This window comes from Rhizobium phaseoli (genome assembly GCF_001664385.1).
GTDB classification, from domain to species: Bacteria; Pseudomonadota; Alphaproteobacteria; order Rhizobiales; family Rhizobiaceae; genus Rhizobium; species Rhizobium phaseoli.
The window spans coordinates 1-23,964 of sequence record NZ_CP013533.1; the positions used below are offsets into that span (position 1 = coordinate 1).

28 protein-coding genes are annotated in these 23,964 nt (G+C 62.0%); 23 read left to right on the forward strand and 5 right to left on the reverse strand.

Annotated features, from left to right (window positions below; genetic code table 11):
- Positions 1-182: 182 nt before the first annotated feature.
- Both AMC88_RS21705 and AMC88_RS21710 read right to left on the reverse strand, forming a co-directional pair.
- The gene (locus AMC88_RS21705; protein ID WP_064825876.1) at positions 183-506 is read right to left on the reverse strand and encodes a type II toxin-antitoxin system RelE/ParE family toxin; all 324 of its coding nucleotides are present in this window, start codon (positions 504-506) and stop codon (positions 183-185) included.
- Positions 506-787, reverse strand: coding sequence for a type II toxin-antitoxin system Phd/YefM family antitoxin (locus AMC88_RS21710; protein WP_064825877.1), 282 nt, complete (start codon positions 785-787; stop codon positions 506-508). Before AMC88_RS21710 ends, AMC88_RS21705 begins: the two co-directional genes overlap by 1 nt.
- 219 nt (positions 788-1,006) lie before the next feature.
- On the opposite strand from AMC88_RS21710, the gene AMC88_RS21715 reads away from it, so the two are divergent.
- The 16 genes from AMC88_RS21715 (at position 1,007) to AMC88_RS21775 (ending at position 13,621) form a co-directional block, all read left to right on the forward strand.
- Positions 1,007-1,999, forward strand: a complete 993-nt coding sequence (locus AMC88_RS21715) for an LLM class flavin-dependent oxidoreductase (RefSeq protein ID WP_064825878.1) — start codon at positions 1,007-1,009, stop codon at positions 1,997-1,999.
- Between the two features lie 25 nt (positions 2,000-2,024).
- A complete protein-coding gene (locus tag AMC88_RS21720) occupies positions 2,025-3,374 on the forward strand; it encodes an LLM class flavin-dependent oxidoreductase (protein ID WP_064825879.1) in 1,350 nt (449 codons plus the stop codon).
- An 18-nt stretch (positions 3,375-3,392) separates the two neighbouring features.
- Entirely contained in the window at positions 3,393-4,592 is a 1,200-nt protein-coding gene (locus tag AMC88_RS21725) for a M20 aminoacylase family protein (protein ID WP_064825880.1), read from the forward strand.
- A gap of 8 nt (positions 4,593-4,600) precedes the next feature.
- Entirely contained in the window at positions 4,601-5,152 is a 552-nt protein-coding gene (locus AMC88_RS21730) for a GNAT family N-acetyltransferase (protein WP_081277757.1), read from the forward strand.
- 29 nt (positions 5,153-5,181) lie between these two features.
- Entirely contained in the window at positions 5,182-6,957 is a 1,776-nt protein-coding gene (locus AMC88_RS34560) for an amino acid ABC transporter permease/ATP-binding protein (protein WP_081277753.1), read from the forward strand.
- 92 nt (positions 6,958-7,049) lie between these two features.
- Positions 7,050-7,994 (forward strand): ABC transporter substrate-binding protein, encoded by a 945-nt coding sequence (locus tag AMC88_RS21740; RefSeq protein ID WP_064825882.1) that lies wholly within the window; start codon positions 7,050-7,052, stop codon positions 7,992-7,994.
- A 124-nt stretch (positions 7,995-8,118) separates the two neighbouring features.
- Positions 8,119-9,003, forward strand: a complete 885-nt coding sequence (locus AMC88_RS21745; RefSeq protein ID WP_225880736.1) for an ABC transporter substrate-binding protein — start codon at positions 8,119-8,121, stop codon at positions 9,001-9,003.
- Between the two features lie 17 nt (positions 9,004-9,020).
- On the forward strand, positions 9,021-10,055 hold the full coding sequence (locus tag AMC88_RS21750; protein WP_064830088.1) for an LLM class flavin-dependent oxidoreductase: 1,035 nt from the start codon (positions 9,021-9,023) through the stop codon (positions 10,053-10,055).
- A 66-nt stretch (positions 10,056-10,121) separates the two neighbouring features.
- Positions 10,122-10,718 (forward strand): 2-hydroxychromene-2-carboxylate isomerase, encoded by a 597-nt coding sequence (locus AMC88_RS21755; protein WP_064830089.1) that lies wholly within the window; start codon positions 10,122-10,124, stop codon positions 10,716-10,718.
- Between the two features lie 108 nt (positions 10,719-10,826).
- A complete protein-coding gene (gene msuE, locus AMC88_RS21760) occupies positions 10,827-11,387 on the forward strand; it encodes an FMN reductase (RefSeq protein ID WP_010009814.1) in 561 nt (186 codons plus the stop codon).
- Positions 11,388-11,421: 34 nt separating this feature from the next.
- The gene (locus AMC88_RS33730) at positions 11,422-11,583 is read left to right on the forward strand and encodes a hypothetical protein (protein WP_010019783.1); all 162 of its coding nucleotides are present in this window, start codon (positions 11,422-11,424) and stop codon (positions 11,581-11,583) included.
- Between the two features lie 39 nt (positions 11,584-11,622).
- Entirely contained in the window at positions 11,623-11,787 is a 165-nt protein-coding gene (locus AMC88_RS33735; protein ID WP_010019785.1) for a hypothetical protein, read from the forward strand.
- A gap of 12 nt (positions 11,788-11,799) precedes the next feature.
- A complete protein-coding gene (locus AMC88_RS33740; protein WP_167355296.1) occupies positions 11,800-11,949 on the forward strand; it encodes a hypothetical protein in 150 nt (49 codons plus the stop codon).
- Positions 11,946-12,527 (forward strand): RBBP9/YdeN family alpha/beta hydrolase, encoded by a 582-nt coding sequence (locus tag AMC88_RS21765; protein WP_064830090.1) that lies wholly within the window; start codon positions 11,946-11,948, stop codon positions 12,525-12,527. Before AMC88_RS33740 ends, AMC88_RS21765 begins: the two co-directional genes overlap by 4 nt.
- Before the next feature lie 11 nt (positions 12,528-12,538).
- A complete protein-coding gene (locus tag AMC88_RS21770) occupies positions 12,539-12,847 on the forward strand; it encodes a hypothetical protein (protein WP_064825887.1) in 309 nt (102 codons plus the stop codon).
- A gap of 57 nt (positions 12,848-12,904) precedes the next feature.
- The gene (locus AMC88_RS21775) at positions 12,905-13,621 is read left to right on the forward strand and encodes a gamma-glutamylcyclotransferase (RefSeq protein WP_185171373.1); all 717 of its coding nucleotides are present in this window, start codon (positions 12,905-12,907) and stop codon (positions 13,619-13,621) included.
- 57 nt (positions 13,622-13,678) lie between these two features.
- Here AMC88_RS21775 and AMC88_RS21780 read toward each other — a convergent pair whose 3' ends face one another.
- Genes AMC88_RS21780 through tauA form a run of 3 tightly spaced genes read right to left on the reverse strand, consistent with a single transcriptional unit; the run spans position 13,679 to position 16,390 of the window.
- The gene (locus tag AMC88_RS21780; RefSeq protein ID WP_064825889.1) at positions 13,679-14,533 is read right to left on the reverse strand and encodes an ABC transporter permease subunit; all 855 of its coding nucleotides are present in this window, start codon (positions 14,531-14,533) and stop codon (positions 13,679-13,681) included.
- The gene (locus AMC88_RS21785; RefSeq protein WP_064825890.1) at positions 14,530-15,318 is read right to left on the reverse strand and encodes a taurine ABC transporter ATP-binding protein; all 789 of its coding nucleotides are present in this window, start codon (positions 15,316-15,318) and stop codon (positions 14,530-14,532) included. The genes AMC88_RS21780 and AMC88_RS21785 overlap by 4 nt, the downstream gene beginning before the upstream one ends.
- Positions 15,319-15,376: 58 nt before the next feature.
- Complete coding sequence (tauA, locus tag AMC88_RS21790; protein ID WP_016736935.1) at positions 15,377-16,390, reverse strand: taurine ABC transporter substrate-binding protein; 1,014 nt, start codon at positions 16,388-16,390, stop codon at positions 15,377-15,379.
- Between the two features lie 183 nt (positions 16,391-16,573).
- On the opposite strand from tauA, the gene AMC88_RS21795 reads away from it, so the two are divergent.
- From AMC88_RS21795 to AMC88_RS21825, 7 genes are all read left to right on the forward strand, one after another.
- A complete protein-coding gene (locus AMC88_RS21795; protein ID WP_170960074.1) occupies positions 16,574-17,962 on the forward strand; it encodes an FAD/NAD(P)-binding protein in 1,389 nt (462 codons plus the stop codon).
- Between the two features lie 134 nt (positions 17,963-18,096).
- Positions 18,097-18,792 carry a GntR family transcriptional regulator gene (locus AMC88_RS21800; protein ID WP_011427648.1) on the forward strand — a complete coding sequence of 232 codons (696 nt, stop codon included), beginning with the start codon at positions 18,097-18,099 and terminating at the stop codon, positions 18,790-18,792.
- Positions 18,793-19,064: 272 nt separating this feature from the next.
- Complete coding sequence (locus tag AMC88_RS21805) at positions 19,065-19,667, forward strand: amino acid synthesis family protein (RefSeq protein ID WP_004676653.1); 603 nt, start codon at positions 19,065-19,067, stop codon at positions 19,665-19,667.
- Positions 19,668-19,683: 16 nt separating this feature from the next.
- Positions 19,684-20,526, forward strand: coding sequence for an alpha/beta fold hydrolase (locus AMC88_RS21810; RefSeq protein WP_064823210.1), 843 nt, complete (start codon positions 19,684-19,686; stop codon positions 20,524-20,526).
- A complete protein-coding gene (locus AMC88_RS21815) occupies positions 20,523-21,458 on the forward strand; it encodes a flavin reductase family protein (protein ID WP_010018987.1) in 936 nt (311 codons plus the stop codon). The genes AMC88_RS21810 and AMC88_RS21815 overlap by 4 nt, the downstream gene beginning before the upstream one ends.
- Positions 21,455-22,495, forward strand: coding sequence for an LLM class flavin-dependent oxidoreductase (locus tag AMC88_RS21820; protein ID WP_064825892.1), 1,041 nt, complete (start codon positions 21,455-21,457; stop codon positions 22,493-22,495). Before AMC88_RS21815 ends, AMC88_RS21820 begins: the two co-directional genes overlap by 4 nt.
- A 5-nt stretch (positions 22,496-22,500) precedes the next feature.
- Positions 22,501-23,964 (forward strand): aldehyde dehydrogenase, encoded by a 1,464-nt coding sequence (locus AMC88_RS21825; RefSeq protein WP_064825893.1) that lies wholly within the window; start codon positions 22,501-22,503, stop codon positions 23,962-23,964.

Sequence of the window (23,964 nt, forward strand, 5' to 3'; positions counted from 1 at the left end):
GTTTTCGGCGCTCGTCCGGGTCATCCATGCTCGGATGATCGCCGGCGACGATGCCGAAGGAGAGGGGGATGCCGAATGTTACAGCCTGTCGCGCAAAAGTGTGCAGCGGTTTTGCGGCAACGACATGCGTAAAAACAAAGAGCTAAAGCGTAGGGAGCGAATCTGAAAGATCGCGACGCGCTTTAGCGGATCAGCCTTCGTTCCAGGAAGGCCTGCATGTCGCGACGGCCGTCCGCCACGCAGTAGACGACGACGTCGGCGCCGATGATACGGTAGATCATGCGCCAGGGCTTATGGTGCAGTTCGCGGTATTCGGAGATACCGATGCTGGCCAGTTCTTTTGGAATGTTTCCGCGGGCCGGGAATTCTTCGAGATCGGCGCAGGCGCTTTCGATTTCCGTCAGGATGCGCTCTGCCGTCTCGGCGCCGTCGCGGGCGGCAATGAAACGATAGAGATCCTCGACGTCGCGTTCCGCGTCCTCGGCAAGAAGAACACGATAACGCATCAGGACTGGTCGTCGGTCAGACGTTTGCGGATGCGCGCGAAGGATTCCGATGCAGGACGCAGCTTGCCTTCCTCGACCTGTCGATTGGTGAGCGCCAGCACCTTCAGCAGCGCCAGCGTTTCCTGCGTTTCTTCATATCGGCCGACATCCTGAAGGATCGCCTTTGCCTCGCCGTGAAGGGTAATGACGACGGGCTGCGGATTGTCCTTCAGCGTCCGGATGATCTCGGGCGCATGTGCCTTGAGATAGCTGATCGGCTTGACCTGTTCTGACAGCTTCATGCGGCACCTCCATGTTGACCAGAATATAGATCATTAAATGGTCGATTGAAAGATCCATGCGCATGCGCGCCCCGCATTCCCGGCATCTGAATTTCCGTCGCAGCTGCGGCTGCTTTTTTCCTCTCATTGTCCGCGAAAGAGAATGTCATTTCTTATCATGATATTTGTCTACTGATTTTATAGATTAAATATTGCAACCACTGAGCGGATCGTGGCGCCATGACCTACCTCCTCAGCCTTCTCGACAAAAGCCCGATCGAACAGGGCCTCTCCGCCGCCGACGCGTTGCGGGCGACGGTAAAGATTGCCGCCCGGGCCGAGGAACTCGGTTATCACCGTTTCTGGGTCGCCGAACATCATAACATGTCCAACCTGGCGAGTTCCGCGCCGGAGGCGCTGATAGCCTATCTTCTCGCCAAGACATCGAGGATCCGGGTCGGCTCCGGCGGCGTCATGCTGCAGCACTACAGCGCCTACAAGGTTGCCGAGACCTTCAATCTCCTGGCATCGCTTGCGCCTGGCCGCGTCGACCTCGGCGTCGGCAAGGCGCCGGGCGGCTTTCCGCTGTCGACGCGCGCCTTGCAACTTGCCGTCGATCCGGTGAGGAAGCCGGATTTTGCGAGCCAGCTTTCCGATCTCAACACCTATCTCGCGGCCGATCCTAATTACGACGGTGCCCAGGCGACTCCTTTCCCGCCGACGGCTCCGGAGCGTTTCTTGCTCGGCGCCAGCGTCGAGAGCGCCGAACTCGCGGCCGAGAAGGGGTGGGAGCTCGTCTTCGCCGGCCATCTGAATGGCGATCCCGACAATCTGAGCAAGACCTTTGAAGCCTATGAACGGGCCTCGGGCGGCAAGCGTCCCATCCTGGCGCTCGCAGCCTTCGCTGCCGAAAGCGAGGAATATGCCCGCGAGCGTGTCGGCAAGCTCAGGATCGTCAAGGTGTTCCTGCCGAACGGTCAGACCGTCAATGTCGGCAGCGAAGAGCAGGCAGCCGAATTTGCCCGGCAGGCCGGCGTCACCGATTACCGCATCGAGGAGAAGGTGCCGAGCGTGCTGCACGGCACGGCAAAGCAGATCCGCAAGGAACTGGACGAGCTCCACCGCCGCTACGGCGTCAAGGAATTCGTGCTGGACACGCCGGCGCTTTCAACCGCCGACCGGCTTGCCTCCATCGAGCTGCTCGCCGCCGAGCGCCTTTCCCTCGTCGCCTGACCCTTTTCCAAGGAGGATCGATCCCATGGCTCAGAAACACGTCACATTCGGCATCATGCTGCAAGGTCCCGGCGGCCATATGAATGCCTGGAAACATCCGAGCGGACCGGCCGATGCCAGCGTCAATTTCGATTTCTTCGTGACGACGGCGCGCAAGGCGGAGGCGGCCGGCATCGCTTTCGCCTTTGTCGCCGACGGGCTTTATATCAACGAGCAGTCGATCCCGCATTTCCTCAACCGGTTCGAGCCGATCGCCATTCTCTCGGCGCTGGCGGCTTCAACCTCGAAGATCGGCCTCGTCGGCACGGTCTCGACGTCCTACAGCGATCCTTTCACCATTGCCCGCCAGTTTGCCACGATCGATCTCATCAGCGGCGGCAGGGCAGGGTGGAACGCTGTGACCTCGCCGCTCGAGGGTTCGGGGCGAAATTACAGCCGTGAACATCCCGAGCACGAGCTGCGCTACGAGATCGCCGAGGATTATATCGACGCGATCAAGGGTCTCTGGGATTCCTGGGACGACGACGCTTTCGTGCGCAATCGCGAGACCGGCGTCTTTGTCGACAAAGCGAAGATGCATCGCCTCAACCATAAAGGCCGCTTCTTCCGTATCGAGGGACCGCTCAACATCGGCCGATCGAAGCAGGGCCAGCCCGTCGTCTTCCAGGCGGGTGCTTCGGATTCCGGCATCAGGCTTGCCGGCAAGCATGCCGACGCCGTCTTCACCAATGGCGGGCCGTTCGAAGAGGCGCGAGGCTTCTATCGTCAGCTCAAGGATAGCGTCATTGCTCACGGGCGGCCAGCGGCGGAAGTCGGCATCTATCCGGGCATCGGTCCGATCGTCGGCAAAACGGCTGAGGAGGCGGAAGCCAAGTATCAGACGATCCGCAATCTCGTCACGATCGAGGAGGCGCTCCTCTATCTCGGCCGCTTCTTCGATCATCATGATTTCAGCGTCTACCCGCTCGATGAGGCTTTCCCTGACCTTGGCGATATCGGCAGGAACAATTTCCGGGCCACCACCGACCGCATCAAGAGGACGGCGCGCGAGAAGGGGCTGACACTTCGCCAGGTCGCCCTCGATTCCGCGACGCCGCGCACCGCCTTCATCGGGACCGCGGAGCATATTGCCGACGAGATCATCCGCTGGGTTGATAATGGCGCCGCCGATGGCTTCATTCTCGGCTTCCCCGTCATCGCTGAAGGCTTCGAGGACTTCGCCGCGCACGTCCTGCCGATCCTCACCGAGCGCGGCTATTTCGATCCGGTTCTCAAGGGCGAGACGCTGCGCGATCATCTGGGCCTGCCCTTCCGGGAAAGCCGCTATGCGGCCAGCGCCGATCAGGTCGAGAAGGGGAGGGCTGTCGGCGTCTGAGGCGCCGCGCGAACCGCCATGGACACCATCGCTCAGAACACCCGCAGCAACGATCCGATCGAGAAGGGCATCGCTGCCTATCTTGATGAGATCATCGCGCTTCGCCACGATCTGCACCAATATCCCGAGCTGGCCTTTCAGGAGTTGAGGACCAGCAAGCTCGTGGCATCCCGCCTTTCCTCCTGGGGCTACGAGGTGGCGACCGGCATTGCCGGCACCGGCATCGTCGCCACCCTCAGGCGCGGCGGGGACGGGAAGAGGATCGGTATCCGCGCCGACATGGACGCGCTGCCGATCGAGGAGGCGACCGACCTCGCCTATGCCAGCAGCAATCCCGGCGTCATGCATGCCTGCGGCCATGACGGGCACACGTCGATCCTGCTGGCCGCCGCCCGCTATCTCGCCGAAAGCGGCAATTTCAGCGGCACGCTCAGGCTGATCTTCCAGCCCGCCGAGGAAATCGGCGCCGGCGCCCGCAAGATGATCTCGGAAGGGCTGTTCGAACGCTTTCCTGTCGATGCTGTCTTCGGACTGCACAACTGGCCGGGCGTTCCGGCGGGCCAGTTCGGCTTCGTCACCGGTCCGGCCATGGCGTCTGTCGACCAGGCGGTTATCAGGATCGTCGGAAAGGGCGGCCACGGCGCTGAACCGCACCGTGCCGTCGATCCGGTGCTGGCTTCGGCTTCCTTCATCACCGCATTGCAGAGCGTCGTCTCCCGCAATGTCGATCCCCAAGATATGGCGGTCGCCACCGTCGGCTCGATCCATGCCGGCTCCGCCTCGAATGTCATCCCCGAGAGCGTGGAGATGAAGCTCACCATGCGGGCCTTCAGCGAGGAGGTTCGCCAGTTGCTGCAAGAGCGCATTCCGGCCCTTGCCCGCGCTCAGGCCGAAAGCTTCGGCGCCGAGGCGGATGTGAATTATCGCCTCGGTTTTCCGGCGCTGATCAATCACGCCAAGGAAACGGCATTTGCCCGCGATGTCGCTTACGACGCGCTCGGTCTCGCGGCGATCGAGAAGGACTTCCGTCCACGAACCGCAAGCGAGGATTTCGCCTTCATGCTGCAGGCCAATCCCGGCAGCTACCTCTTCGTCGGAAACGGCGACAGCGCGCCTCTCCACAGCGCCCATTACGATTTCAACGACGCGATCATCGCGCCCGCCGCCCGCTACTGGGTCCGGCTCGCCGAAACCTTTCTCACTGACGACAACGGGTGACGAACGACATGAGCGACACGTTTCTCTATACGACCCCTCTCGATCCCCGCGCCAAGCCGTTGATTGACGAGCTGATTCACGAATATGACAGCCGCTACGGCACCTATTTCAATGCCGAAGGCGCTGCAGCCGAATTGAACCGCTATCCCCCCGAAGCTTTCGCGCCGCCTCACGGCAATTTTCTGCTGCTGATCCGCAATGGCGAAACCATCGGCGGCGGCGCTTTCAAGCATTACGACGATCGCACGGCCGAGTTCAAACGCATCTGGACACGCTCGGACCTGCGCCGCCAGGGCCTTGCCCGCAAGGTGCTGGTGGAGCTGGAAGCTCAGGCGGCCCGCCAAGGTTATACGAGGATTTATCTGACGACCGGTTTCCGCCAGCCCGAGGCCGTCGGCCTCTATCTGAACTATGGTTACACTGCTCTCTTCGACATGTCAGCTGATCCTGAGATCTACAAGAGCCTGCCCTTCGAGAAGGACATCACCCACCTCGTTCCGCCGGTCTTCGGAGCCGAGGCGGCCGAACCGCGCCTGCGCGTGGCCGGCGCAAATCTCTGACAAGACGATAATCATAGAGGGAAGCAAGAATGGCACTGACGACGGATTTCGCGGGCACTGAGCCTGCCAGCAGAACGGCAGAACCGAAGCAGGACTATTCCCGTTACCGCATCGTGCCGGCGCGCCATCCCGAGCGGCTGGCGGGCACGATATTTGCGGCCGTAGTCATCATCGCCGTGCTCTATTCCACCTTCACCAATCCGCGCTGGGGTTGGGGCGTCTTCGCCGAATGGTTCTTCGCCGAGCCGGTGCTCGTCGGCCTCGGCCGGACGTTGCTTCTGACCGCGCTTGCCGCCATATCCGGTTCCATTCTTGGAACAGCGCTGGCGCTTGCCCGCGTCTCCAAGTCGCCGCTGCTATCAGGTCTTTCCTGGGGCTATATCTGGCTGCTGCGCTCGATCCCGATAATCGTGCTGCTGCTGATATTGAACAATCTCGGCTATCTCTATGAAACGATCAGGATCGGCGTCCCGTTCACCGACACGGTCTTGTTCGACTATCCCACCGTGCAGTTGCTGACGCCTTTCGCCGCTGCCTATCTCGGCCTCACCCTCAACCAATCGGCCTTCTTCGCCGAGATCGTCCGCGGCGGCATTCTGTCGGTGGATCATGGGCAATTGGAAGCCGCCGCTGCACTTGGTCTGCCGCGCCGCCGCCAGGCCTTCCGCATCGTGCTGCCGCAGGCGATGCGCTCGATTCTGCCGACCGGTTTCAACGAGCTCATCGGATTGGCGAAAAGCACGTCCGTCGTCTACGTGCTGGCGCTGCCGGAGCTGTTCTACACCGTCCAAGTGATCTACCGCCGTAATCTCGAAGTCATTCCGCTGCTGATGGTCGCGACCGTCTGGTATCTGATCATTATGACCGTGCTGTCGGTCGCCCAGCACTATATCGAGCGCTACTTCTCCAAGGGCGCCGTGCGCAATCCGACACCGCTGCCTTTCCAGGCATTTTTCCAACGCTTCCGCCGTCCGCTGCCGGTTCTCGATAGCGCGAGCGAGAAAGTGCGCAATCCTGGCTTCCGTGATGCGGGAGCTCTGCGGCCAGGCGGTGCGGTGCGCATCCACGGCATCTCGAAAAGCTTCGGCTCGCTGAAAGTGCTCGACGATGTCGAGCTCAACCTGCCGGCCGGCAGCGTGACCGCCATTCTCGGCCCCTCCGGTTCGGGCAAGTCGACGCTGCTGCGGTCAATCAATCACCTGGAGCGTGTCGACGACGGCTTCATCTCCGTCGACGGCGATTTCGTTGGCTACAGCAGAAAGGGCAATACACTCTACGAGCTTAAGGAAAACGAGATCCTCAAACGCCGCGCCGATATCGGCATGGTCTTCCAGAGCTTCAATCTCTTTCCGCATCTGACCGTGCTCGAAAACTTGATCGAGGCGCCGATCGAGGTTCGCGGCGTCGGCCGTGAGGAAGCCGTGCAGCTGGCGCAGGAACTGCTGGCACGCGTCGGTCTCAGCGACAAGATCAATGCCTATCCGCGTCAGCTCTCCGGCGGCCAGCAGCAGCGTGTCGCGATCGCCCGCGCGCTGGCGCTCCGCCCCAAGGTGCTGCTCTTCGATGAGCCGACGTCCGCACTCGATCCGGAACTCGTCGGCGAGGTGCTCGACGTCATCAAGGAGCTCGCCCGCACCGGAACGACGCTCGTCATCGTCACCCATGAAATCGGTTTTGCCCGCGAAGTCGCCGACACCGTCGTCTTCATGGAAACCGGCCGCATTCTCGAGGCCGGTCCGCCGGCACGGATTTTCACGCAAGCAGAGCACCCGCGAACACGCGAATTCCTCGCCAAGGTTCTCTAGCGCCTGACAGCGCTGGCGAAATGCCGGGCCGCGACGGGCTGCTCCGGTCAAATGACAATAACCGCAACCGTAAGATGAAATGGAGAAGGGGCATGGCATTTACAGATAGAGTAAGGTTTCTGGTAGCAGGAGCGGTCGCCATTGGCGCGATCGGTTTCGGTTCCGCTCAGGCGCAGCAAAAGTTCGATCTCAGCCCCGAACAGCCGAACCGGCTGCGGGTGGAAAAGAACGAGAAGCGCATCGCTGAAATCAAGGACTTCAAGTTCGTCGAAAACGGCGTCTTCACCGTCGGCATCAGCTCAAGCGGCAATCTGCCGCTGCACGACTATGCCTCCGACTCCAAGACGGTCATCGGGTATGACGTCGATCTGGCGCAGGCGATCGCCGACAGCCTGGGCCTGAAGCTCAACCTCGTTTCCGCCGCCTGGGCCGATTGGCCGCTGGGGCTCACCTCGGGCAAGTTCGATGCGGTGATCTCCAACGTCACGGTGACGGAAGAGCGCAAGCAAAAGTTCGATTTCTCGACCTACCGCAAGGATGAGCTCGGTTTCTACGTCAGGCCCGACAACCCGATCACGTCGATCAAGGAGCCAAAGGACATTGCCGGCCTGAAGGTCATCACCGATGCCGGCACCAATCAGGAGAAGATCCTGCTGGAATGGGACCGGCGGAATGTTGCGGCCGGCCTGAAGCCGATCGAGGTGCAGTATTACGACGACGATGCGGTCAAGGACCTCGCCGTGCAGTCCGGCAGGGCCGATGCGGTCTTCAGCGTCAACGCCACCCAGGCCTATGCGGCGGGAATCAACGGCAAGACCAAACTCGTCGGCACCGTCAGCGGCGGCTGGCCGATCACGGCCGAGATCGCCGTCACCACGCGCAAGGGCAGTGGTTTGGCGGCGCCCGTCACCAATGTCGTCAACGACCTGATTGCCAGCGGCGCCTACAAGAAGATCCTCGACGCCTGGAATCTCGGTCCCGAGGCGATCGACAAGGCCCAGACCAACCCGCCCGGCCTGCCGAAGAGTGGTTCGTAATGTTTACGGGACGGACGGCCGTTCGAGCCGGCCCGTCCCTGCCTTTCACTGCAAACGGAGACATATCGAACGTGGCGAGTTTTCTTGATATCCGCACCTTTTCTTCGCGGCGCTGACGGCAGCCTTGACCGGCCTCGGTGCAGCCCATGCGGCCGATGATTTCGACCTGAGCCCGCAGCAGCCGGGCAGGCTTCATGTAGCCAGGAACAATGCGGCGATCGCCGCAATCCCCAAGGAATTCAAGTTCGTCACGCCAGGTAAGTTCACCATCGCCGTCAGCCCCGGCGGCCCGCCGCTTTCCACTTACGCCACCGATGCCAAGACCGTGGTCGGCGCGGATCCCGACTATGCCTATGCCATCGCCGACAGCCTCGGCCTGACGCTGGAGATCGTACCGGTCGCCTGGATCGACTGGCCGCTCGGCCTCACATCGGGCAAATATGATGCCGTCATCTCCAATGTCGGCGTGACCGAGCAGCGCAAGGAGAAGTTCGATTTCTCCACCTATCGCCAGGGCCTGCACGGTTTCTTCGTCAGATCCGATAGTCCCATCACCTCGATCAAGGAGCCGAAGGATGCGGCGGGCCTGAGGATCATCGTCGGCGCCGGCACCAACCAGGAGCGCATCCTGGTGAAGTGGAGCGAAGAGGACGTCGCCGCGGGCCTGAAGCCGATCGAACTGCAATATTATGACGACGAGGCGGCGAGCCTTCTTGCGCTGCGTTCCGGTCGCGCCGATGTCATCGTTCAGCCGCACGCACAGCTCGTTTTCATCGCGGCGCGCGACAAGAACATCAAGCGCGTGGGCACGCTGAGCGCCGGCTGGCCGGATCGATCGGACGTCGCCATCGCCACCCGTAAGGGAAGCGGACTCGCCGATGCGCTGACTATCGCCACCAACGGTCTGATCAAGGACGGCACCTATGCGGGGATACTCGATCATTGGCATCTTTCCGAGGAAGCGTTGCCCGCATCGGAGACCAATCCTCCCGGCCTGCCGAAATATTGATTATCGGAAGACATGAGATGAGCGGCGGCGATATATCGATCAGCCATATCGGCTTCCTCACCCCAGGCAATTATCCCGATGATGATCCCTTGTCGGGATTGGAGCAGACGCTCCAGCAGCTGCATTATGGCGAGGAACTCGGTTTCGACAGCGCCTGGGTCCGCCAGCGGCACCTGGAGCCGGGGATCTCCTCCGCCAGCGCCTTTCTGGCGGCGGCCACCCAACGCACCAGCCGGATCGAGCTCGGAACGGCGGTCATTCCGATCGGCTATGAAAGCCCCTACCGGTTGGCCGAGGACCTTGCCACGGTCGATGTCCTCTCACGCGGACGGCTGAATATCGGCGTCAGCGCCGGCCGGCCGCCGCATGCCGAGCTGATCGGTCCGCTCGCCTTCGACGGTGACTGGACGAGCTACGATTTCTCGCATGACCGCGTGCTGCGCTTTGCCGACAATCTGCGCGGCTCCTATCTCGGCGATGACGCGACCTTCATCAAGACGCCCTTCGGCCCACGGCGGCCGCGCCTGCAGCCCTATGCCAACGGCTTGATCGACCGGATCTGGTATGGCGGCGGATCGCAACGCTCGGCCGGCTGGGCCGGCCGCAACGGCTTCAACCTGTTGACCGGGAATGTGATAACGGGGGAGGGGACCGACGATTTCTTCGTTGCCCAATCCACGCTCATTAAAACCTATCGCGACTCTGGAACGCAGCGCCGCGTCGCGCTCGGCCGCGTCATCGTGCCTTTCGACAGCGCCGATGCGCCAACCCGCCGCCGCTACCGCGACTATGCCGACGGCCGCCATCAGCGGACGCTTTCGCCACAGGGTGAGCGGCGCACCCTGTTCGCCCGCGATATCGTCGGCACATCGGAGGAAATATTGGAGCGGCTTTTCGCCGATCCGATCCTGCCCGAGGTCAGCGAGCTAAGGCTGGAGCTCCCTTACGAGTTCGAGCACGAGGAATATCGCCAGATCCTCCACGACTTCGCCACCAGAATCGCCCCGGAGCGCGGATGGAAAGCGCAGCCGGAAATTCGGGCCGCTTCCTGAAGGGCCGTCAGCAGACGACGGCACGCATTCGCCATCAACCCATCATCTCAGGAGGAACATTCCTCAGTGACCAAATCGGTGGAATATTTCTTTTCGATCGGCTCGCCCTGGTCCCACATCGGCTTCGACGCCTTTACCGAACTGGCGGCGAAGAACGACGTCGTCGTCACGCCCTATCTGACGACGGTGGTCGAGGAGAATGGCGGCATCTTCTCGCGCAACCGCCCGGAGATCCGTCGTGCTTATTGGACGCGCGACCTCAAACGCTGGGCGCGCGTGCGTGGCAAGGAATTGCGGCTGGAGCATCGGCCGGAGCTCAGCGATCCGACCCCGGCATCCCTCTTCGTGATCGCCGCCTATCTCGACGGGCAGGATTGGATTGGCGTTACCAGGGCCCTGCAGCATGCTTTATGGAGCGAGGCGAGGGATATCGGCAAGGCTGATGTTCGCGAGGCGATCGTGACAGCAGCCGGTTTCGATGGCGCAGCACTTCTCCGGCGGCAAGCCGACGACGACGTCCAGAACAAATGGTCGGCAGACCGCATGCATGCGCGCGACAGCGGCGTCTTCGGTTTTCCCAGCTATGTCTATGACGGCGAGCTCTATTGGGGCCAGGACAATCTGCCCTTCCTCGAACGCCACCTCCGCGGCGACAAACCGTAAACTTCAAGACGAATGTTTTTTTAATGGAGCGGCGAAGGAGAGACGCACATTCCTTTAATCTAGTAATTTTATAGACAATATTCGAGGCAACCACAGAGAGGAAAAACCATGTCAGGTTTCAAACTCGTCGGCATTGCCGGCAGCTTCAACCGCCCATCGAAGACACTGGCTCTTGTCCGGCATGTCGCCGAACGCGCCAGCGTCAGATACGGCTTTTCGAGCAAAACCTATGATCTCCACGATCTCGGTCCGTCGCTGGGTCGCGCCTTGTGGCGCAAGGACCTCGACGAGCAGGCCAGGCGTGTCGTCGACGAGATCGTAAGGGCCGATGTGCTGATTATCGGTTCGCCGACTTACAAGGGCTCCTACCCCGGCCTTTTCAAGCACCTCATCGATCTGATCGATCCACAGGAGCTCCGCGCGAAGCCGATCATCATTACGGCGACCGGCGGCGGCGACCGGCACGCCTTGATGGTCGAGCATCAGCTCCGGCCGCTATTCGGTTTCTTCATGGCCCATACGCTGCCGACGGCCGTCTATGCGTCCGACCGTGATTTTGCGGATTACGCGGTCTCTTCCGATGCGCTTTCGAACCGCATCGGTGAAGTGGTCGGCGAATTGTCAGCCTTCTTTCCAGAGGCAAGACCGGCAGTAGCGGCAGCCGAATAAGGCGCGTCACGAACTTCGTTCTCAGGAGGCAGCGATGGATGATGCAGGCCCGCAGGGATCAAGCGAGCAAATCTGGAGCGTCTTTGACTTTGCTCGCCGATATCGGCTGGCCAAGCGCGAGGAAAACCGCCTGCTGATGCTCTACGGGCCGACTGCATCGCTGCGCGATCTTCTCGCCAATGCGCAACGTCATTAGTTGATTTCCCAACCGACCAGTTCCTGACAGGAGGTTCGCATGAAGCTTGATTTCCATTTCTGGCTGAAGTTTGCGATCGCCCGCTTCCGGCGCCAGCTGCGAAAGCCTGCAAACGCAGCGGTCACCCGCGACGAGGAGCAGGAACGGTCGGCGCGCGAATACGAACTTCACTATTGGGGCGCGATGCCGGGACTTTGGTATTGAGGAGGGCGCGGGATGGCGATTGCTGTTGAGACCGGCGACCGTCGGCACACCCGAAGAGCAACGGGAAGCCTCATGTCGCAGTTCAGGCATGCGGCCGGGATCTGCACGGTCGCCGGTTCCTTCACCTTCCTCTTCGCCTTGGTGATCGGACTGATCAGATGAGCGAAGTCCTCATTCTCCCCGGATTGTTCGGCTCGGGAGAGGGGCATTGGCAACAGCACTGGCTGCAGGATCAGCCGGGTAGCCGTTTTGTCGCTCAGGACGATTGGGATCATCCTAGCCTCGACAGCTGGTTGCCGCGACTGGAAGAAGCGCTTGAAGAGGCTGGCGAAGCCTATCTGGTCGCCCATAGTCTCGGATGCCTGCTCGCCGCTCGGTTGGCCGGGCGAAGCGCTGCCCGGCGCGTGAAGGGAGCATTGCTCGTTGCTCCCTGCCATCTGCCGGCTACGGAAATACTCCATCCCGGGCATATCGCGTTCGGCGGCATGCCGACGGCGCCTCTGCCATTTCCGAGCATCGTCGTCGGCAGCATGAACGACGCCTACATGACGGTCGATCGGCTGACCTTGTTTGGCCGCCTGTGGAAGTCGGAGACCAGGAATATCGGCCTTGCCGGCCACATCAATATCGCAAGTGGTTTTGGCCGCTGGCGAACCGGCTATCGGCTGCTGGATGCCTTGAAGATGCGCACCGGCGATCGAAGGCGCAGCGTTTTCGCACGACCGGCTTTTGCGATGTGAATGGAAGCGGAATGTCCGATGTCATCGACGAGCTCCTGCGCCTCAGCGAAGATCCGAATGCCGACCCCAGGAGCCGGCGCCGGCAAACCATGGAGCGCCTGGTGCAGACGCTGCTTGCCATGGCCGACGCCGAAATCGGGCCTGACGAGGCGCAACATCGCCATTCGATCATGCATTTGACGACGATCATCCGCGACATGACGGGCAGGATCGCCGAGGCCGACGATACGACATTTGCGGCGATCGTCAGGGAGGCCGTGATGCTGATCCGCAGCCTGCAGCGGCGCCGGGCCGACTCGGCCAGATTTACGGTGCATTGAAAGGTGAGGGATATCACCGAGCATAAGCAGGCTTTAATGCGGCGAAGCGAGGTTCGGATGCTCGGCGCAACCAGCATGGCTCTTACGGACGAGCTCGTGTCGCTCAGCCTTCGCCCCGAGCTCGATCCCGGTCCCGAGCCGCACCGCACACCGCTGACCGAGATGGAGGTGGAGACGTTCGCCAGGCGGCTGCTGCAGGAATCCGCCGGCGCGCCGCTCTGGGTTTTCGCCTATGGCTCATTGATATGGAAGCCGGACTTCGATGCCGTCGAGTGGCAGCGCGGCGCAGCAAGGGGTTGGCATCGGTCCTTCTGCCTGAAGATGACCCGCTGGCGGGGAAGCCGGGCGCAGCCCGGCCTCATGATGGCGCTTGATCGTGGCGGACGCTGCAACGGCATCCTCTACAAGCTTGCCGATGACGATCGCCTCGGTCAAATTCGGCGATTGATCCGCCGTGAGGTCGGCACGAACGAAGATGCGGCGACGGTTCGCTGGATTCCTGTCGAGACCGCACATGGCTTGGTGCGCGCGCTGGTCTTTTGGGCCGGCCCGAAAGGGGAGCGCGTTTCCCGCAGATTGCCGTTGGAGACGGTGGCGCGCGTGCTTGCCAGGGCCTGCGGGCATATGGGCTCCTGCGCCGAATATCTCTATCTGACGGTGAAGCATCTGGAAGAACGCGGCATCCGCGATCGCAATTTATGGCGCCTTCAGGAGCTCGTCGCCGCCGAACTCCAATCGATCCATGGTCTGAACGAGGTTACGCAAAGACGTTAAGCGCCGCGCATCTTTTCAGACCGCGGCGCTTTGACGTTTTGAATTGCTTGCATTCCCTCAGAGCTTGCCTTTCCAAGGCACAAGGTAGGTCTCCAGGAAACGGATGGCGGCCGAGAAGGTGAAGGCGCAGACCGCGATGATGGCGATGCCGACAAAGACGACGTCGGTTGCCAGAAATTGCGACGCCGACATGATCATGAAACCGATCCCGCGCGTCGAGGCGATCAATTCGGCCGCAACCAGCGTGCTCCAGCCGACGCCGAGCGCAATGCGGATGCCGGTGAGGATTTCGGGCAGAGCCGACGGCAGGACGATGTCGATGAAGAGCTGCAGCCGGCTGGCACCCAGCGAACGAGCGGCATTGACGCGCTCGATCGGCAGCGAACGAACGCCGGCCTGGGCCGAAAGGCAGATCGGCGCAAACATCGCCAGCACCAGCAGCGTGATCTTCGACGTTTCGCCGATACCGAGCCAGATGATCATCAGTGGCAGGTAAGAAAGCGGCGGAAGCGGCCAGTAAAACTCGATCGGTGCATCGAGCACTCCTTTGGCCCAGCGGTTCAGGCCCATGAGCAATCCGAGCGGAATGCCGGCGGAGATGGCGATGAGAGCCGCAACGATGATGCGGAACAGACTTGCGGCCACGTGTTCAGAAAGCGATGCACCGGCGTAACCATCGCGATATATGACGCCGATCTGCGTCAACACTTCATCGGGACGCGGCAGGAAAAGGTGCGGGACGATGCCAAGGGCAGCGACGAGCCACCACAGCAGCAGGATTGCCAGCGCGGTGGCAACACTGATGGCGACCGTTGATCTCTCGCCGGCGCCGAAGCCGGCCATTTTCACCAGCTTGACCTGACGATCCTGGACGTGGGCCGCAGCCGGCGAGGCCTGTATTACATCGCTCATGCGGCGCTCCTCAAATCTTCGCTGCTGTGGAGAATGGCGCGGATCTCCTCGCGCAGCTCGGCAAATTGCGGCGACGCCTTGATCGATCGTGCATCGCCCGTCTCCGCGAAGCGTCTGATGAAATCGAGATCGAAGCGGGCGACGACGCGGCCTGGCCGAGGCGACATAACCAGGACTTGTGTGCCGAGAAACAGCGCCTCTTCGATCGAATGGGTGATGAAGAAAACCTTCTTCGCCGTCTTGTCCCAGACCGAAACCAGCAGTTCCTGCATCTGCTCGCGGGTCAGGCTGTCGAGCGCGCCGAACGGCTCGTCCATGAGCAGAATGTCAGGATTGGTCGCAAGCGCGCGGGCGATGCCGACCCGCTGGCGCATGCCGCCCGACAGCTCGTAGGGAGAGGCGCCGGCGAATTCGTCAAGCCCGACGAGCCGGAGCAGTTCCAAGGCGCGTGCTTGCCGCTCCTTGCGGTTGACGCCGGCAAATTTCAGGCCGAGCGCGACATTGTCGGCCACCGATTTCCAGGGCAGCAGCGCATCTTTCTGAAAGACGACGCCGCGATCGGCGCCTGGGCGTTCGACCGCGCGGCCATCGAGCGTGATCCGGCCATCTGACAACGGAAGGAAACCGGCGATCGCGTTGAGAAGGGTTGATTTGCCGCATCCCGAGGCGCCGAGCGCGACGACGAAACCCCGTTCGGGGATATCGAAGGAAACGCGATCGAGCGCGTGGACGGTCCGCCCGTCCCGGGCTGCGAAGAAAACGCTGGCGTGATCGACTTTAAGCATGGTGCCACTCGCAAGTTCGATGCCGGCGCGACGATTGTCGCGCCGGCATCGGGGAGGATCAGTTGCTGACGCTGGTAAGTGCGTCGGCGGTGACGAAGGCGCCGTAATTTGCCAGCACGTCGGACACCTTGCCCTGTTCCTTCAGGAACGATGCCGTGTCCTTCAGGATCTTGCCGGCGCCCGCCTTTTCGCCGCCACCGAGCCAGGCGTCCGATGCCTGGACCTCGGGAGTGAGCAGCGTCAGGTTCTTCAGAGCCGAGGCCTGCTGCTCGGCCGTTCCGCCGAGAAGCTTGGCGAGCGCCTTGGCGTTGTCGCTGTCGGGACCCCAGGCGGCCTTGTCCGAGGCGAAGGACGCATAGTATTTGTTGATGACCGAGGCGAAGCCCTTCAGGAATTCCGGGTTGTCGGTCGCGAACTTCGAGGTGGCGACCCAGGCAGAGAATGTCGGAGCTCCCTTGTCCGCCACCTCCCTGGAGGTCACCAGGACCTTTCCGTTCTTCTTGAGTTCGGTGAGCGCCGGATCCCAGACGAAACCGCCGTCAATATCGCCGCGGTTATAGCTCGCCACGATCTCAGGCTGGGGGATTGCGAAGACCTGGACGTCCTTCTCGGTCAGGCCAAGCGATTTGATCAGCGCTAGAAGCTGATAGTGGTCCGTGGAGACGGGCGCGGCGGCAAGCTTCTTGCCCTTCAGATCGTTGAGGCTTTCGATGCCCGAGCCGTTGCGGACGACGAGAGCCTCATCGATGCCGGAGATCGAGGCAAGATAGAAGGCCTTGACCTCGAGCCCGCGCGATACCGCAGCCGCAAACGGGCTGGAGCCGACATAGCCGACCTGAACGTCGCCCGAGGCGATGGCCGCGAATATCTCGGCGCCGGAATTGAACCTGCGGAAGTCGATGTCATACCCGGTCTTCTTGGCGAATTCGCCGTTGGCGATTGCCACGGAAGACGGCAGGGCGTCGGTTTGATAGCCGACGACGACCTTCTTGTCCGCCGCCTCAGCGGCGATCGCCGTTGCGAGAGTGCCGACGCCGACGGCGATTGCGGCAAGCAAATTTCTGAAATTCATCTTGAGCCCCGTTGTTCGAGGGCCACCCGGCCCCTTGATCTCACCTGCAAAAGGGTAATGGTTGATAAGGGGCTGGCGGGAGGAATAACAAACTATATTTATAGACTATGAAGATAATTGTTTTCGTGATTCTGCCGGTTGAGCCATCCGCGTGGCGGTGAGTGACAAGAAGCGGCTTTACCGATGTTCAGGGAGAATGCCTTGACATACGATGTTATCGTCGTCGGTTCCGGTTTTTCAGCGATCGCTGTGACCTGTAATCTCGTCGAGCTGCTTCCCGCGTCGGCGAAGATCGCGGTCGTCGGCGACGATGCCGGTTTCGGACGCGGGACGGCATATAGGACGGAGCTCTATCTCCATCGCCTCAACGTGCCGGCCGGCCGCATGAGCTTGCTGCCCCATCACCCTGACGATTTCGTCGACTGGCTGAAGGCCCATGGACGTCCTATGCAGGCCGGCGATTTCGCCTCGCGCAGCGATTACGGCCTTTATGTCAGGGATACGCTTGCGCGGCTGCTTCGAAAGCGGGATGGCCGTTGCCGGGTCGATTTCATCAAGGCCAAAGCAGCCGGGTGCGTGGAGCGTTACACCAGCACGCTCGCCTTTCACCTCGGCAATGGCGACGAGGTCGCCGGGAAGAATGTGGTGCTTTGCCTCGGCGTCGGAAACGCCGACCTTCCGGTCGAACCGATTGGCGTTCCGTCTTTGCTGCGATCGCGGATCGTTGAGAACCCGTGGCGGCTCTTCTGGCTGAGGCGCGTCGCGCCCTCCGATGCGGTCTGTATTCTCGGCTCCGGCCTGACGATGATCGATCAGGTTCTGGCACTTCGCGCCCATGGCCACAGAGGCAGGATCGACGTGCTTTCGCGACGCGGCCTGGCGCCGCTCGGCCATGCGAGGACGCCGCCCGCGCCGCTGCCGATCGACGTTCACACGCTTCCGGCTACGATCAGCGGCCTGTTGAAGATCTTGCGGGAAAAGAGCAGGTCGGTCGCCGACTGGCGGAGCGTGATGGACGGCCTGAGGCCGGCCACGCAGGCTCTCTGGCAGCGGCTTTCGCACGACGAGCGAGCACGGTTCCTGCGGCATGCGCTTCCCTGGTGGAACATCCACCGTCACCGGGTCGCGCCCGACGTGTTCGCAGGGTTCGAGAAACTGGTCTTAGACGGAACCGTTCGCTTCCATGCGGGCTTCCTGAAATCGCTCGAGGCCGAAGATGACAGGCTGGTCGCCGGGTACAGGGTCAGGGCCAAACGCGAGATCGCCGAGATCAGGGCGGACTGGCTGGTCAACTGCACGGGTATGGAGCGCGCCGGCATCAGCCATTCGCCGCTTCTGCAGGAAATGAGCCGGTTTCAGCTTATTGTTCCCGATCCGCTTGGCCTCGGCATCCAGGTGGATGCAGCTTCCGAAGTGACGGCTCCGTCCCGGATCTCGCCGGCGCGGCTGTTTGCCGTCGGCGCCTTGACGGCGGGACAATTCTGGGAGATCACCGCCGTCCCCGACATCCGGGTGCAGGCGAAGGCCGTGGCCGAAGAGATCGTCCGGCCGAGGCCCAATTCTGACGCCTAGGCTGACAAACTTGGATCGGCACGGTGCTGTTGAATTGCCGGTCGCCGACAGCTACACTATTTGGTAGGCCATAATACGATTCCCGAGTTCGGCTGGCTTTAGCCTGCGAAGTCAATCCAACACTGAGGTACAGCATGAGCGGTGCTCTGAAGGACGCAGCAATCAGGGTCGAGCGTCCTGCGAAGACCTTGCGGGAACTGGCGCTCGACAAGGTCCGCGAGGCCATCGTCAACGGATACTTCCGGCCCGGAGACCGGCTTGTCGAGCGCGACCTCTGCGCCCAGCTCGGCGTCAGCCGGACGGTGGTGCGCGAGGTTCTGAGGCATCTGGAATCGGAAGGACTAGTCGCCAATCTGCCGAACAAGGGACCGATCGTCGCCCAGCTGGATATCGAGGAAGCCAAACAGATCTATGAAATCCGCGGTGCGCTCGAAGGCATGGCGGCGCGGCTGTGCGCAGAACGCGGCAGCCCCGAAATCGTCGCCGCGCTCGAGGAATCCCTGAGCGCAATCCGCAACAGCTATCGCGATCAGGATATGGCGGGTGTGCTCGCCAATACTTCTTCCTTCTATCAAACACTGTTCACCATGGTCGACAGGCATGTCGCCTGGGGCGTCGTCAACCTGCTCACCGTGCGCATCAACCATCTGCGCTCGATGACGATCAAGACGGAGCGGCGCGGCATCGAGGGGCCGGCACAAATGTCGAAGATCGTCGACGCTATCCGCCGCGGCGACGGCGAGGGGGCCCAGCGGGCGGCGATGGATCATGTCGCCGCCGCCAGCGCAATTGCCGAAGCGGTGCTGTCCGCCCAGAAGCCTGCGGAATAATTCCTTAAAACTCGTCGTATTGCATAAAACGATCACTGCAGGCCGCCGACAAGGCGACGTCGCATCGACATTTGTCGATGCCACTGCGCATAGGCAATCACATTCCCGGAACTCTACACTCCGAGCTTGACACCCGTCTTTGGTCGATGTGATGGTATGCCATAATGGATAACATATAAGTCGGCATCCCCAATCTGCGCCCCCGCCGAAACCAACTTGACACCGATGTATTATGGTATACCATAATATCAAATAGTGAGACGAGGTGTTCCATGGCCATTCAAATTCGTAAGACGGGACTGCAGATTGAAACGACGCTGATCGAAGGCGGCAAGGCCGCGGCGGTGCCGCTGAAGCTGTTTTCGGCTTTCGCGGTCGTGAAGAACCCCTGGGCGGGCCGCGGCTTTGTTGAAGACCTCAAGCCGGAAATCCATGCGGGCGCTCCGGTTCTGGGTGAGTTGCTGACCAAGATGATCATCGATGCGGTCGGTTCCGGCGATGCCGTCGAAGCCTACGGCAAGGCCGCCGTCGTCGGTTTGGATGGTGAGATTGAACATGCCTCCGCGCTCATCCACACGCTGCGCTTCGGCAATTTTTATCGCCATGCCGTCGGCGCCAAGTCCTATCTCGCCTTCTGCAACACGCGCGGTCCTGCCAATGCGCCGATCATGATCCCGCTGATGGATAAGAACGACGAAGGCCGCCGGTCGCACTATCTCACCATCCAGACCTCGATCCCCGACGCGCCTGCCGCTGACGAGATCGTCGTGGCTCTCGGCGCTTCAGTGGGCGGGCGTCCGCATCACCGCATTGGCGACCGCTACCAGGATCTGAAAGATCTTGGGCAGGACGTCGCCAACCCCGCGGGCGTTTGAAAGGGTGGGCGCTGGGATGCTGACAGCCGGATCGATCTCGGGCGCCGCTGCAGCAAAAGGCGCCGGTGACTTGCCCCGAAAGAAGACGCCAGGCGGGACGGCCTATCACGAGGCGGGCAGCGGCGAGCCGCTGGTTCTCATTCATGGCGTCGGCATGCGGCTAGAGGCCTGGGCACCGCAGATCGCCTTTCTGTCGGCCGGCCATCGCGTCATTGCCGTCGACATGCCGGGGCATGGCGAGAGTGCAAAACTGCCAGCGGGCAGCCGCCTGGAGGAGTTTGTCGCCTGGTTCGGGCGCTTTCTCGAGGAGATGGCGATCGATAGGGTGAATGTTGCCGGCCACTCGATGGGGGCGCTGATATCGGGCGGGGCGGCCGCGACGTTCGGCGAACGGGTCAGCCGTGTCGCCTACCTCAACGGCGTCTACAGGCGCGATCCGGAAGCAAAGGCCGCTGTGCTCGCACGGGCCGCGGCCATTCCGGTGACGGGGGTCGACAAGGAAGGCCCGCTGGCGCGCTGGTTCGGCGACGATGCAGACAGCGTCGTTGCGCGGGAACTGACGCGGAAATGGCTCAACCTCGTCGATCCGGAGGGTTATGCTGTCGCTTACGCCGCTTTTGCCGGCGGAGACGAGACCTATGCCGATCGTTGGAAAGACGTGGCTGGTCCGGCCCTGTTCCTGACGGGGTCCGACGATCCGAATTCGACACCTCTGATGGCAGAGCAAATGGCGGCGCTCGCACCGAAGGGCTGGGTCCGCATCGTCGAAGGCCATCGTCACATGGTGAACCTGACCGCGCCTGATATCGTCAATTCGCTGCTCGCCGAGTGGCTGTCGTTCGGGGAGGATGAACGATGACAATCCAGACTGTCGACCCGAGGGCATTGCGAGATGCATTCGGCGCTTTTCCCACCGGCGTGACCGTTGTCACCGCCTGCGACGGAGATGGAAATCCGATCGGCTTCACCGCGAACTCCTTCACCTCGGTCTCGCTCAATCCGCCCTTGCTGCTCGTCTGCCTCGCCAAGACCTCGCGCAATTTTGCCACCATGACCGGAGCGCCGCATTTCGCCATCAACGTGCTGTCGGAAACGCAGAAGGACGTGTCGAATACTTTCGCGCGTCCTGTCGAAGACCGATTTGCGGCGGTCGAATGGGCCAAGGGATCGGCGGGCTGCCCGATCTTCTCGAACGTGGCGGCCTGGTTCGAATGCGCCATGGAAGAGGTCATCGAGGCCGGCGACCATGTCATCCTGATGGGCCGTATCGAATCTTTCGACAATAGCGGCCGCAACGGTCTCGGCTATGCGCGCGGCGGCTATTTCACGCCGACGCTCGCGAGCAAGGCGGTTTCCGCCGCGGCCGAAGGCAATATCGAGCTAGCGGCTGTGGTCGAACGCCGCGGTGAGGTTCTGCTGCTGGGCGAGGATGTGCTCTCCCTGCCGAACATCGACGCCCATGACGGCAACCCGACCGAAGCGCTGCAAAAATACCTGGAGACGCTCACCGGGCTGACGGTCAGCATCGGCTTCCTCTATTCGGTCTATGAGGGCAAGAGCGACGGCAAGCAGCATATTGTCTATCACGCCGTTGCCGGCGACGGCGAGCCTGCCGGCGGCAGGTTCGTCAAGCCCGACGCCCTGGCTGCGGCGAAATTCAAGACCAACTCGACCGCCGATATCGTCAACCGCTTCGCGATGGAAAGCTCGATCGGCAATTTCGGCGTCTATTTCGGCGACGAGACCGGCGGCAAAATCCATCCCATTCCAGCCAAGGGCGCAAAAGCATGAAATTCTCCCTCTTCGTCCATATGGAGCGGCTCGACGCCGGCCAGAGCCATAAGAGCCTCTATGAGGAATTTGTCGCGCTCTGCGAGATTGCCGACAAGGGTGGCATGCATGCGATCTGGACGGGCGAGCATCATGGCATGGATTTCACCATTGCCCCCAATCCCTTCGTGACCATTGCCGATCTCGCGCGCCGCACGTCGCGGGCAAGGCTTGGGACGGGAACGGTGATCGCGCCCTTCTGGCATCCGATCAAGCTCGCCGGCGAAGCGGCGATGACCGACATTATCTGCGATGGAAGGCTCGATATCGGCATCGCCCGCGGCGCCTACTCCTTCGAATATGAGCGTCTGCTGCCCGGCCTCGACGCCTGGGGTGCTGGCCAGCGCATGCGCGAGCTCATCCCGGCGGTCAAGGGCATCTGGAACGGCGACTACGCCCATGACGGCGAGTTCTTCAAGTTTCCCGCGACCACCTCGGCGCCGAAGCCGCTGCAGCAGCCAAACCCGCCGATCTGGGTTGCCGCGCGCGATCCTAACTCGCATGAATTTGCCGTCGCCAACGGCTGCAATGTTCAGGTGACGCCGCTCTGGCAGGGCGATGACGAGGTCCAGTCGCTGATGGACCGCTTCAACGATGCCTGCGCCAAGAACCCTGATATAGAGCGGCCGAAGATCATGCTGCTGCGCCACACCTATGTCGGCTCGTCGGAAGACGACGTCGCCCAAGCGGCCCATGAACTCAGCGTCTATTACAACTACTTCTTCGCCTGGTTCAAGAATGAGAAGCCGATCACCCAGGGCCTGATCGAACGGATTCCGGACGAGCAGATCCGGGCAAACGCGATGCTGTCGGATCAGGTCATGCGCACCAACAATGTCGTCGGAGATGCCCGGACCGTCATCGACCGGCTCAAGGCCTATGAGGCCCTCGGCTACGACGAATATTCCTTCTGGATCGACACCGGCATGAGTTTCGAGCGCAAGAAGGCGTCGCTCGAGCGCTTCATCGCCGAGGTCATGCCGGCATTTCAGGAGTAAAAGCCATGCGGCGTTTCCAGCATTATATCGACGGCGAATTCTCGGATGGCGAAGCTTCCTATCCGAGCATCGATCCGGCTTCCGGCACCGTCTGGGCTGAGATGCCCGAGGCGCGCGAGAATGATGTCGATCGGGCCGTGAACGCTGCCGAAAGGGCGCTCTACGATGGCCCCTGGGCGAAGATGACGGCGACGCAGCGCGGCAAGCTGCTCTACAAGCTCGCCGATCTGGTTGCCGCCAACGCCCCGATCCTCGCCGAGCTGGAGACGCGCGACACCGGCAAGATTATCCGCGAAACGTCCGCGCAGATCGCCTATGTCGCTGAATATTACCGTTATTATGCCGGCATATCGGACAAGATCGAAGGCTCTTACCTGCCGATCGACAAGCCCGATATGGACGTCTGGCTTCGCCGCGAGCCGATCGGCGTCGTCGCCATGGTCGTGCCCTGGAACAGCCAGCTCTTCCTGTCGGCCGTCAAGATCGGCCCGGCGCTCGCGGCCGGCTGCACCATGGTGGTCAAAGCCTCGGAAGACGGGCCGGCGCCGCTGCTTGAATTCGCGCGCCTGGTGCATGAGGCAGGCTTTCCCGCCGGCGTCGTCAACATCATCACTGGTTTCGGCGCCTCCTGCGGTGCGGCCCTCGGCCGTCACCCGAAGGTCGCGCATGTCGCCTTTACCGGCGGTCCCGAAACCGCCCGGCACGTCGTGCGCAATTCGGCCGAAAATCTCGCCTCTACCTCGCTTGAACTCGGTGGGAAGTCGCCCTTCATCGTCTTTGCCGACGCCGACCTCGAAAGCGCCGCCAACGCCCAGGTCGCGGGCATTTTCGCGGCGACGGGGCAGAGCTGCGTTGCCGGCTCGCGCCTGATCGTCGAGCGCAGCGTCAAGGACCGGTTCGTCGCGTTGCTGCGCGAGAAGGCGCAGGCGATCCGCATCGGCGCGCCGCTCGACATGGCGACCGAAGTCGGCCCGCTTGCTACAAAGCGCCAGCAGGACAATATCGGCGCTCTCGTCGAGAAGTCGATCGAAAGCGGCGCCCGCCTCGTCACCGGCGGACGCAAGATCGACGGCGAAGGCTATTATTTCCCGCCGACGATCCTCGATTGTGACGATGTTGCTTCGCCCTCACTGATCGAGGAGTTCTTCGGGCCGGTCCTCTCCGTCGTCTCCTTCGAGACCGAGGCCGAGGCACTGCGGCTTGCCAACGACACCCGCTACGGCCTGGCCTCCGGCATCTTCACGCAGAACCTCACCCGGGCGCACCGGCTGATCAAGGGCATCCGTGCCGGCATCGTCTGGGTCAACACCTACCGCGCCGTCTCGCCGATCGCGCCGTTCGGCGGCTTCGGCCTGTCGGGACACGGCAGGGAAGGCGGCATGGCCGCGGCGCTCGATTATACCCGCACCAAGACGATCTGGCTCAGGACGTCGGACGATCCGATCCCCGATCCTTTCGTGATGAGGTAG